Genomic DNA, 11,644 nt, shown 5'->3' with positions numbered 1-11,644 from the left:
AACGAGGCGAATTGTACGGACTTTTCACTCTAAAGTAAAAGCAACCGCCCTCAGTTACAGGTATTTTGCGATATCAACATCATCGATTTGTTCTGGGTTTAAATAGCGTTTTGCATATTCAAGGTAAATACCTGATGTTAAGAACAATTTGAACACATCTTCATCAACATGCTGATCGGCTACCATCTTGGCTAAAATATCAATGGCAACACTGAGTGGCTTGGCTTTTTTATAAGGTCTATCGGCAGCGGTTAATGCCTCGAAGATATCAGCCAGCACCAGCACACGCTCAGGTATCGATAAATCATCTGCAGATAACTTACGCGGATACCCCGTGCCTTTGAGTGTTTCGTGATGGGTCGAGGCATAACGTGGCACCCGTGCTAACTCTTCAGGGAACGGCACATTATCGAGCATTCGAATAGTGCTGATAATATGCTCATTAATTTTAAAGCGATCTTCATTTGTTAACGTACCGCGCTGAATTTGCAAGTTATACAGCTCACCTAGATTATACTTGTATTCAGGAATGCTTACTTTAATGCCTAAGCGCTCGTCATACTCAATAGGTTTATCATGGGTGATCAGATGTTCAGGCTTATCTGAAAGTAGCTTTTCAGTAACAGGCAGCTGCTCATCGCTGCTGTGAACTCGCAGCTCTTCAACTGGAGAAAGGCCTACCTTATCGTTAAAATGTCGCTGCCACGTTATGTTACTTAGCGCCTCTAAACGCTTAAGACTTGCTTCATCCATAAATTCGCCCCCCACATTGCACGCTGCGATAAACGAAAAATCACTGCGTAATTGTGCTTGGCGTTTGGCAAGCTCAGCTTCAAGCTCAGGTTGCTTTTCTGGTGAACTTTGCAATGCTTTTAAATAAGCGATTTCTGCATCTCGCCACAGTACTTCAAAACGTGTACGCACTTCATGAATACGGTTATAAATGGTTTCTAACTTAGTGCCTTTGTCGACGATATGCTCTGGGGTGGTGATTTTACCGCAGTCATGTAGCCAAGCCGCGAGGCTAAACTCTCTTAACTCGTCTTTATTTTTAAAGGCAAACTCTTTAAAAGCGTGTTCATTGGAACTTGAAGCCGCTTTGGCCAACATAATGCCCAGTTCTGGTACTCGTTCGCAGTGCCCTGCTGTATAGGGCGATTTATCATCGATGGCCTGCGCAATAAGCTCAATAAATGACTCCATTAAGGCTTTTTGCTTTTGCTCATGCTGCTGAATAGATTGACTCATTTGCACCATAGAGCTGGCCAGATTATTGATTTCTTTAATACTGCTTTTTAACGTTGAAACTTGGTCAAACTGACGGCGCTTTATCTTTAAGTTTTCACCCTCTAAGGTCTTAATAGGTGCAACAATGGGTGAGGCAAAAAACCACGACACCGGCAATACCATAATTAAGCATGCGGCAGTGATAAAAATAGAGAGCTTAATTTTCTCACGGGTAGAGCTTAGTACCCCCTCTTTCGGCACTACTATCGCTAAGTAATCGCTATTAATGCCCCCTTCTGAAAGCGGAGTAATATACACATACTTTTCAATGCCATTTAGGGTCATCAAACGTAAATGGGCAAAGTTTGTTTCATCTGTAATTAAAGTTAGAAACTCAGGATATGGCACAGTGCCAATAACTTGTGTTTGCTGACTGGGGTCGCTCCCTAACCATTTTCGCTCGAGTGCAGCAATGTACGAATTTGGCAACTGAGTGATTGCCATATCGATTAAGTCTTTAAGCGCTGCATCCTCTGGATGAAACAATAAATGCAGGGTATCGGGTAGTAGCTCGTGGCTATAACTATCAAGCTGATTGTACTGAATACCATCGATAAAAAACTGCTTTTGAGTGTATTTGAACACCGCCTCGTTATCTAAACCAGCATAGACGCGTCCTTGGCTTACTGCATCAAGCACCGCTTTTGTACTTGGTAGCTCAACAATGTCGATGTCGGGAAAGTGCTCTTTGATCACTTTAATGACCGACCAGCCTTCGCCTATTGCCAACTGTTTGCCCGCTAACTGCTTCATGGTAACAACTGGTGTGGTGCCTTTTGCTGTAATGATACTGAACGGTAAGGTCGCCATAGTTTGGCTCATAAGACCAAGCGGCTCATTGGCAGGCGTTTTAAAAATAGGCTGAATAATGTCTATTTCATTTTTTGCAAATTGCGTTAAAAACTCCGACCAAGTAAAACCGTTGATAAAGGTCACCTTGATTCCCAGTAACTCAGCCAAACCATTAATATAATCAATGCTATAGCCTTTCGGGTTTCCGCCCACACTAAAATCCATTGGTGGCCAGTTTGTCTCGTTTGATACGCTTAAATAAGGATACTTTGCCAATACACTTTGCTGCTCTTCAGTCAGAGGCAGTTTTTCAAGCCTTGGTAATAGTAAGCTATTTTTTTGTTGGTTAGAGGCAACAATTTCACCTTCTTTATTGTATATGTACAGCTCGCTTAAATACTGACTGCTCATTTTACTTTGCTGTTTACTTAAATACTCAGAGATGCTCGATAAGCTCACGTCTAACGCCAATACACTGTTTTCTCTTGCCGACTTTATCGAATAGGTTTGCCCGGGAGCTTGTAGGTGGGTGAAAAAATACGGCTTGGTTTTATTGACTCGGGTCGAGTTTGCTTGCTTAAACCACAAACGCTCTCGCGGATCATAGCTGGTACTCTTTGTTTGAGAGATACGCAAATTAAATTGCTGATCAAAGTAATGAGTGTGCTGAACACGCTCTGCACCTTCACCGCTAATATGGATCACTACCCAACGATCCGCTTCGATGGCTTGCAACTGCTGGCGAACAATTTCACTACTTTCTAAATTAATTAATTCATAAAAGTCACCATTTTCATAGCCGACATATAAGGCATAAAACAATGGATTGAGCTGCATGATTTCGCTCATGACATCTCTCAGTTCACTTTTATCTTCGCTGTCGGCACTGATAAGGCTACTGTTTTGTACCATTACACTTAATGTGTTTTCTGACTTTTCATTCACCCCAGTAAGGTAATCAGCAACGGAGCCGGTGGCTAAATTAAAGTTTTTAACACTGGCTTCTAAAGCCATTTTTTCACTGAAATAATATTGCAGGCTAATTGCAATCAGGGCTGTTAATGAGGTGGCTAATACGAACACCGCAACAACGGTAAGACGAATCGAAAAACGAATTTTTTGTTTAAGTTTTTGAAAAGCAGATACCAGCACTTATGCATCTCCTTGCAATGCTTTGTTCGTAAATAATATTAGCTTGTATAATCTTTATACACCAATAACTTTGTATTACAAACAAAAACACTGCAATATTAGCCTAAAGCATAAGCAAATAATTATCTTAGATATTTTTGAATATCGACCGAATCGATTTGCGACTCATGTAAAAACTGTTTTGCATATTTTAGGTATATGCCTGAAGTTAAAAAGAGCTCAAATACGTCACGGTCAATGTGATCGTCATCGACCATTTTCGCTAAAATATCAACAGCAACACTTAAAGGTTTCGCTTTTTTATAAGGTCTATCTGCCGCGGTTAATGCTTCGAAGATGTCAGCAAGTACTAACACACGTTCAGGTATTGATAACTGCTCAGCGGTTAATTTTCGTGGATAACCGGTGCCTTTTAAGGTTTCATGGTGGGTTGATGCATAACGCGGAACTTTCGCTAATTCTTTAGGGAATGGCACACTACCAAGCATACGAATTGTGCTGATCACATGCTCATTGATCTTAAATCGGTCTTCCGCTGTTAACGTGCCCCGCGCCACCGACAAGTTATACAATTCGCCAAGGTTATATTTATACTCAGGAATGACCATATTAATGCCCAAACTATCTGGGTACTCAACGGCTTTTTCGTGTGGAATTAAATCACTTGGCTTATCGCTTAGCAGTGACTCTTCGACAGGTAAATGCTGACTCTTCAAATCAACCATACGCATTTCTTCAAGGGGTGATAAACCTAAACTTGCGTCAAAATGGCGCTGCCACTTAATGCTAGCAACCTCATGTAAACGAGACAGCTGCGCTTCATCCATAAACTCACCACCAACATTACAGGCAGCAATAAATCTAAAGTCTGCGTGTAACTTTTCAGTTTGTTGCTCAAGCTTTTGCTTAAGCACAGATTGCTGCTCTGGGTGCGCTAATAGTTGTTCATAGTAAGCAATTTTTGCATCACGCAGCAGCACTTCAAATCGGGTGCGTACTTCATGAATACGGTTATAAATGGTTTCGAGCTTAGTGCCTTTATCAACAATATGCTCTGGTGTGGTGATTTTACCGCAATCGTGCAACCACGCTGCTAAACGAAACTCGCGTCGCTCATCAGGGGTTTTAAAGCTGAACTTAGAAAACGCCTCATCTGTTGAACCTGATGCGGCATCTGCAAGCCAAATACCCAGCTCTGGCACCCGCTCACAATGCCCTGCCGTATAGGGAGATTTATCATCAATGGCTTGCGCAATAAGCTCAACAAAGGACTCCATCAACGCTTTTTGTGAATTTTCATGTTGCTCAATGGAGCGACTCATATCGACCATCGAACTAGCTAAATAATGAATTTCTAAAATATGGCTCGAAAGCGTTGATACCTCATTGTAATCGCGCTGTTGAATTTTTTTGTTCTCACCCACTAGTTTAAGTATTGGGTTAACGATTGAAGAGGCAAAAAACCAAGAAACGGGCAGCAGCAAAAGTAAAAATAAGCCCGTCACTAAAATTGAAATGCGTATTTTTTCTTTAATTACCGCTAACACGTCATCTTTAGATACCAGTACAGTGAAATAATCCACTTCATCAGATTGCATATCGCTACTGAGCGGCAGAGGCAGCACAAACATGTACTTTTCTATGCCCTTTTCATGGACGCTTAGCATTTTACCAAATTGATGCGCTTTATTAGCAAGCCCAGATTGCTGCTCATCTAATTTAACCAACTGAGATAAGTCAGCAAAACTATGCTGATGGCTTTGGTTTTTACTGCTCGCAATAATTTCGCCATTACCCCGATAAACATACATTTCACTTTCAACCAAGTGCTTCATTTTAGTTTGTTGCGCGGTTAAAAAATGATTCAAACTTGCACTGGCAATATCAATCGCTAATACATCGCCTGTTTGCGCTGATTTAATTGCATAGGTATAACCTGGTACATCAAATACGTTAAACACATACTGCTCAGTTTTCGTCACCGAAGTACTGGTTGCATCCTGAAACCAAACACGGGTGCGCGGGTCGTAATCTGTCGCTTGCGTGTCTCTTTTACGAACGTTGAGCGACTCGTCTAAATACGTGGTTACTTGCTTACGATCGCTGCCCTGCCCTGTAATTTGATACACCAGCCAATGATCGTCTTCATCAAGTTGAAACGATGAAGGAAGCTTGGCATAGCCTTTTAAATTAATAACCTGTAATAAGTCGCCATTAGCATGACCAAGAATAAGCGAATAAAAGTCTGGATGGCGCGTTAAAATTTCGAGCAATACATGCTGTAAAATCTCTTTATTATCTTGGCTATTCGAAAATAATCGCGTGTCGTGGATCATCACGCTCAAGGTATTATCGGCACGATGGTTGATTCGGGTGATGTGATCGGCTATTTGCTGGCTAGTTTGTTTAAATTGTTCTGATTTAGTTTGCAGTATCAGCTTTTCACTAAAGTAATAATGCAAACTAATCGCCACCACGCCTGTGAGTAAACTTGCAAGGGCAAATACCAGCAAGACACTGGCTCTAATTGAAATTTTATACCCTTTATCGTGGCGTGTTAGCATTCGCGACTCCTTGCTTGCTAATATAAGAAAATAATATGATTAAAGATTATACCGAAATGACTATAAGGTACATGTTTTAACGCATAATTAAGCAATTAAAGTTTAATAACTAATTGATTACGTCCTGCATCTTTAGCCTGATAAAGTGCAGCATCAGCTCTTGAGATAACTGATTTTTGCTCCTCTTCTCTCATCACAGTTAAACCAAAACTTGCGCGAATTGGTAAAGATAACTCACCAACTTCGCACATTTCACTATTCAACCTTGAGATCATACTATTAATAATAACCGTTGCATCTGGCACAGAGCATAGTGGTAGTACAATTACAAACTCCTCTCCGCCAAAGCGATACACATCATCAGAGGTACGTAGTGAGTGAGTTAAAAAAGCAGAAAAACGTTGTAATACAGCATCCCCCACCTCGTGGCCGTGGGTATCATTCACACGTTTAAAATAATCAATATCAGCCAAAATAACACAGACCTGTTTTAACTCACCTTGTTGCTGCTGAGTGAGCCTTTGGTACTCTGGGAAAGCATTATCAAAAGCGCGGCGGTTAGGCAGTTGAGTGAGTGAGTCTTTGAGTGCTTGGGTTTTCATTTCGTGAGCGAGTTGCGCAAGCTGAGTATTCCTTACAAACAGCTCCCTACGGATAATATGCTCATGAGCAGCCATGATCATGCCTGCTAAGTTGGCCGCAACATGCGCTAAGATCACCACATAAAATGAGTGAATAGATATATCTTTATAGGAGTAAATAACAATCACAGCGAACACACTGTAAGCAACACCTAAAAACAAAGATAACTTCAAAGATAACAATGTTGAAAAGTAAAAGGTGATCAATATGATCACATCAAAAAACATGTGCAAAATATAATTTCGCTCATAGGTGACAACCATGAACTGGATATTCAAAAATAAAAACACCATAAACACGACAATCACGGGTTTTAACTGCCCTGGAGTTTTTATAAAACCTAGACCAAAAGCGCTTAGTAAACAAACTGATATAGTAACGGCTCTACCGATCAGGGCAATATCGGGCCAAAAGCTCGCTTGAATGATCATCTTGTCAAAGAATGTCACCAAAAAAGTAACAACTGCAATCAAACAGGTAAGAAACTGAGCTATTTTTTTATCTTGAGCAAATTTACTTTGCAAAAATGCTTGCTCAACCTGTAACGATTTAAATTGGCAAGCATAGCGCTCAATCGACATATCTTCGTTTAATAATTTTGCTGCAAAAGCGCCCATAAATAAATGCCTACTACGAAAGGAAGTGAGGGGTGTTAGATTAAAGAGCAACTACTCTAGTATAGAGTGTATGCTCACTAATTAAACTAGTATTTTTGTATAAAAATACGACAAAAAACCCCAAATGAAAGTATAGTAAACAATAGATTAAGTAGGAAAATACTCTAAATTTCAGTTAGCTGATTTCTTCACCCGCTTCATCACAATCTACGATATCTGTTTCTTTAAGGGCTTCGTTGATCCAACTTTGCATTACCGGGCAAGCAAGTACCTGCTGGCAATAAGCTTGCGCAGCATGCGAAAGCTCCACCTGATACGTTTTGAAGCGCAGCACCACAGGTGCAAACATCGCATCAACAATAGAGAACTCGCCAAATAACCATGCATTAGGGTAGCTTTGCTGCTGAGCAGAAAAAATCTCATCGATACGTGCAATGTCTTTTTTAGCTTGCTCTGATAATTCAACATGCCTTTTGGCGCGGATATTCATTGGCATTTCATTACGAAGTGCAGCAAAACCAGAGTGCATCTCAGCCGCTAGACTGCGCGCTCTTGCTCTTTGAGCTATTTCACTAGGCCAAGCAGCACCATTTAGATAAGCATCATTGATGTATTCACAAATAGCGAGTGAATCCCACACGGTTAACTCAGCATCAATAAGAGCCGGCACTTTTTGCACTGGAAACTTACTTTTTAATGCTTCATAAAATTCAGGCGTATCCAAAACTAACTGCAGCTCTTTAAAAGAGATATTGAATTTACTCAGTAAATACCAGGCCCGCAATGACCACGTTGAGTAATTTTTATTGCCAATAAATAATTGCATTGTGCTTCCTTTAACGTTTAGATTAAGCTCACTATAAAACAGCAATTGGGTAATTACTCGCCAATTGTTTTTATGCTACCTATAAGAAAAGCTGATACATTATGGATATTGATGCCCTTAGAACTTTTTGTGCCTTTGTTGATACAGGCAGTTTCACCCGCGCTGCAGCACAAATTTGCAGAACCCAATCGGCGGTAAGTATGCAAATGAAAAAGCTTGAACAAGACCTTGCAAGTCCGCTATTTGAAAAGCAAGGTCGTCAACTGGTGCTAACCCATCAAGGCCACCAGCTAGCAAGCTATGCAAAGCAATTGATAGCGCTTCATGATGAAGCCTTTAAGCAATTAAAAGCAGGCACTGGCAATTTACGTGTGCGCATTGGCTGCCCTGACGACTATGCCCACTCTTTACTACCAGAGCTTGTTGATGCTTTACACCAACAGTTTAATGCACTGGATTTACAAATAAGCTGCGCCCCTAGTACTGAGCTTAGAGCCAAACTAGACAAAGGTATGCTCGATTTGGTGATTGCCACTCGCTCGCCAGACAGCGAAGAAGGCTACTTATTGCAATCAAGCCAAGGCGTGTGGGTGAAAAGCCCTGCTTTTGAGATTAACGATTCAACCCCACTTCCTATCGCCTTGTTTCAACGAGACTGTAAGTTTCACCAAGCCAGTATTGAGGGTTTATTAAAAGCCGAGCGTCGTTTTAATATTATTGCCTGTTGTGGCTCAGCGGGAGCGTTACATGGCTTGATTAAACTAGGACTGGCAATTGGCAGTATGGCACGAATAAGCATGCAATCGGGTGTGGAAGAGATCTGCGATAGCTCACTTCCGGTATTGCCTGTCATTGATATCGTGCTGCTTTACGGTAATCATGCCCACAACCCACTAAGTCATGAGCAGCTTAAGCAGCTTGTGGATTTGATTAAGACATAAAAAAGCGCGATCATAATCATCGCGCTCATTAACTGCGTTTACTTTATTTAAAGTCGCGCTTAAATCGAACCTTTGATTGGTCCATGTTCGTGGCTTACATGTGGGTTTTGACCACGTTGGCGCAATAAGTGATCCATTAAGGTAATCGCCATCATCGCCTCAGCAATAGGTATTGCACGAATGCCCACACATGGGTCATGACGTCCTTTGGTGATCATCTCTACCGCTTCGTTGCTGGTATTAATGCTGTTACCCGGTATGGTAATGCTTGAAGTTGGCTTAAGTGCGATAGAGGCAATGATGTCTTGCCCTGTCGAGATACCTGCAAGTACACCACCTGCGTGATTTGATGTAAAACCATCAGGAGTTAACTCATCACGGTGTTCAGAGCCCTTTTGCTCAACCACATCAAATCCATCACCAATCTCAACGCCTTTTACTGCATTAATACTCATTAATGAGTGTGCAAGCTCTGCATCTAGGCGATCAAATACTGGCTCACCGAGACCAACAGGCACATTTTTAGCAACCACTTTAACTTTTGCGCCTACCGAATCACCTTGTTTTTTTAGGTCGCGCATATATTCATCAAGCGCATCTAATTTACTCGGATCCGGGAAGAAAAATGCATTGTTTTCCACTTCATCCCAGTTGTAGTCTTCTGCTTTAATTGGCCCAAGTTGGCTCAAACAAGCACGCACTTCGATACCATGAAACTGTTTTAGGTATTTTTTTGCAATTGCACCCGCCGCTACACGAATCGCCGTTTCACGGGCAGAAGAGCGACCACCACCTCGGTAATCACGAATACCGTACTTATGCCAATAGGTATAATCACCATGACCTGGGCGAAATACATCGGCAATTTTGCCGTAATCTTTTGAACGTTGATCGGTGTTTTCAATCAGTAAACCAATACTAGTACCTGTGGTTTTACCTTCGAAAACACCAGAAAGAATTTTTACTTCGTCACTTTCGCGACGCTGTGTTGTATAACGACTTTGCCCCGGCTTACGGCGGTCTAAATCAATTTGTAAATCGGCCTCGCTAATTTCAAGACCTGCTGGTGTGCCATCAACAACGCCGCCTAATGCAACGCCGTGGCTCTCACCAAAGGTGGACACTTTAAATAGTTGCCCGATGCTATTACCTGCCATTAATTTTCCTCATTCCTAATGACTACTGAGACCGAGCCCTCAGGCTCGGCTTTTAAAATCTGCTGTTAATCTTCGAAATAGTTAACAAGCTGCTGTTTGCTGATCACAAACACGCCAAGACCACCTTGTTCAAATTCAACCCACTCAAATGGTGCGCCTGGGTACAGCTCTTCCATATGTACCATAGAGTTGCCAACTTCGACAAATAACAAACCGTTATCAGTTAGATGCTCTGCAGCTTCAGCTAGGATGGTGCGAGTAACATCAAGACCATCATGACCCGATGCTAAACCAAGCTCTGGCTCGTGATGGAATTCACGTGGTAAATCAGCCATATCTTCAGCATCAACATACGGTGGATTAGCTACGATCAGGTCATATTTTTGACCTGGAACACCACTAAACACGTCTGACTGAATTGGCAGTACACGGTCATTTAGCATGTAATCGCTAATATTAATATCAGCAACTTCGAGCGCTTCATATGAAATATCAACCGCATCAACCTGTGCATCTTCAAATGCTTGTGCAAGTGCAATAGCGATACATGCAGAGCCGGTACATAAATCAAGAATGCGCGTTACTGAGCTTGGCTCTTCCAACCAAGGTGCAAAGCGATTATTAATTAACTCTGCAAATGGCGAACGTGGAATTAACACGCGCTCATCAACATAAAAAGGCATACCTGCAAACCACGCGGTGTTGGTCAGGTACGGTACTGGCGTACAATCATTAATACGCTCTGCAATTAGTTCAGCTAAGCGGTTTTTCTCGGTGCTGGTTAAGCGCGCATGCATTAGCTCTTTTGGCGCGTCGATTGGCAAGCTTAATGCTGGTAATAGTAAGCTAACTGCTTCATCCCACGCATTATCTGTGCCGTGCCCAAAGAAAATACCACTGCTGGCAAATTGACTGGTTGTCCAACGTAACCAATCATGCAACGTTGAAAGTTCTGCAATTGCCTCGTCTAAAATTGCGTCTTCTATCTGGAAATGGTTCATGTATGTTCCTTAACTTTCAAAGTCTGTTCTGACGCGTATTGTACCGTCTTTTCAGTTGGTTTTTACTCGATTTTTAGCGTTTTTTTGTTTAGACTGCCGCCATGAAAAAAGATCCCCACGCCAACAACCACATTAGCACTGACGATATTGACTTATTTCGTCAGAGTATCAGTGGTGCCAAAGCATTTAAACAAGACACTATTCGATTCACCAATAAGCCTAAAGTGTCACAAGCGAAGCAATTTTCCCAGCAAAAAAAGCAACATCAGGCAGAATTTTTCTTTTCTGATGAATATGTACCAGACATCGACACTCATGGCACCGTAAGTTATGTCAAACCAGGTCACGATAGCTTTTTAGCAAAACAACTTCGCCGTGGAGATTACCCACCAGATTTAACCCTTGATTTACATGGCTTAAATAAAGAATTAGCCAAAGATGAGTTGGCGGGTTTAATTCATGAGTGTAAAAAACAGCATTACTATTGCGCTTGTGTTGTGCATGGCATTGGTGAGCGCATACTTAAACACAAGGTACCGCAATATTTAGTACAACACCCTGATGTGATTGCTATGCACCAAGCACCTCTTGAATTTGGAGGTAAAGGTGCGGTACTTATTTTAATTAATCTTCCACAAAGTGATGAGTTCAGACGCTAACGTCTT

7 protein-coding genes and 1 pseudogene are annotated in these 11,644 nt (G+C 41.6%); 2 read left to right on the top strand and 6 right to left on the bottom strand.

Annotation, left to right across the window (positions count from 1 at the left end):
• Positions 1-54 precede the first annotated feature (54 nt).
• The 4 genes and pseudogenes from VRK28_RS13340 to VRK28_RS13325 all read right to left on the bottom strand — a co-directional run bounded on the left by VRK28_RS13340 (position 55) and on the right by VRK28_RS13325 (position 7,880).
• Positions 55-3,231 (bottom strand): HD domain-containing phosphohydrolase, encoded by a 3,177-nt coding sequence (locus tag VRK28_RS13340; protein WP_062566847.1) that lies wholly within the window; start codon positions 3,229-3,231, stop codon positions 55-57.
• A gap of 122 nt (positions 3,232-3,353) precedes the next feature.
• Positions 3,354-4,946, bottom strand: a pseudogene (locus VRK28_RS13335) (HD-GYP domain-containing protein); the annotation flags it as partial.
• A gap of 944 nt (positions 4,947-5,890) precedes the next feature.
• Positions 5,891-7,054 carry a GGDEF domain-containing protein gene (locus VRK28_RS13330; RefSeq protein ID WP_062566845.1) on the bottom strand — a complete coding sequence of 388 codons (1,164 nt, stop codon included), beginning with the start codon at positions 7,052-7,054 and terminating at the stop codon, positions 5,891-5,893.
• A 175-nt stretch (positions 7,055-7,229) separates the two neighbouring features.
• Positions 7,230-7,880 (bottom strand): glutathione S-transferase family protein, encoded by a 651-nt coding sequence (locus VRK28_RS13325; RefSeq protein ID WP_062566844.1) that lies wholly within the window; start codon positions 7,878-7,880, stop codon positions 7,230-7,232.
• Positions 7,881-7,981: 101 nt separating this feature from the next.
• On the opposite strand from VRK28_RS13325, the gene VRK28_RS13320 reads away from it, so the two are divergent.
• The gene (locus VRK28_RS13320) at positions 7,982-8,821 is read left to right on the top strand and encodes a LysR family transcriptional regulator (protein WP_332394030.1); all 840 of its coding nucleotides are present in this window, start codon (positions 7,982-7,984) and stop codon (positions 8,819-8,821) included.
• Between the two features lie 59 nt (positions 8,822-8,880).
• Here VRK28_RS13320 and aroC read toward each other — a convergent pair whose 3' ends face one another.
• Both aroC and prmB read right to left on the bottom strand, forming a co-directional pair.
• A complete protein-coding gene (gene aroC, locus VRK28_RS13315) occupies positions 8,881-9,978 on the bottom strand; it encodes a chorismate synthase (RefSeq protein WP_058586334.1) in 1,098 nt (365 codons plus the stop codon).
• A 65-nt stretch (positions 9,979-10,043) separates the two neighbouring features.
• On the bottom strand, positions 10,044-10,979 hold the full coding sequence (gene prmB, locus VRK28_RS13310) for a 50S ribosomal protein L3 N(5)-glutamine methyltransferase (RefSeq protein ID WP_054562115.1): 936 nt from the start codon (positions 10,977-10,979) through the stop codon (positions 10,044-10,046).
• 101 nt (positions 10,980-11,080) lie between these two features.
• Here prmB and smrB point away from each other — a divergent pair, with 101 nt between their 5' ends.
• Complete coding sequence (gene smrB / locus VRK28_RS13305) at positions 11,081-11,638, top strand: endonuclease SmrB (protein ID WP_054562116.1); 558 nt, start codon at positions 11,081-11,083, stop codon at positions 11,636-11,638.
• Positions 11,639-11,644: the final 6 nt, after the last annotated feature.

The organism is Pseudoalteromonas sp. P80D2, from assembly GCF_036680945.1.
GTDB lineage: Bacteria > Pseudomonadota > Gammaproteobacteria > Enterobacterales > Alteromonadaceae > Pseudoalteromonas > Pseudoalteromonas shioyasakiensis.
The sequence above is the reverse complement of the archived record's forward strand: the minus strand, read 5'-3'. Positions and strand labels throughout refer to the sequence as shown.

Bases quoted from the DNA above. Each gene is read 5' to 3' on its own strand.
- VRK28_RS13330 (WP_062566845.1), bottom strand. From the start codon at position 7,054: ATGGGCGCTTTTGCAGCAAAATTATTAAACGAAGATATGTCGATTGAG.
- VRK28_RS13325 (WP_062566844.1), bottom strand. From the start codon at position 7,880: ATGCAATTATTTATTGGCAATAAAAATTACTCAACGTGGTCATTGCGG.
- VRK28_RS13320 (WP_332394030.1), top strand. From the start codon at position 7,982: ATGGATATTGATGCCCTTAGAACTTTTTGTGCCTTTGTTGATACAGGC.
- aroC (WP_058586334.1), bottom strand. From the start codon at position 9,978: ATGGCAGGTAATAGCATCGGGCAACTATTTAAAGTGTCCACCTTTGGT.
- prmB (WP_054562115.1), bottom strand. From the start codon at position 10,979: ATGAACCATTTCCAGATAGAAGACGCAATTTTAGACGAGGCAATTGCA.
- smrB (WP_054562116.1), top strand. From the start codon at position 11,081: ATGAAAAAAGATCCCCACGCCAACAACCACATTAGCACTGACGATATT.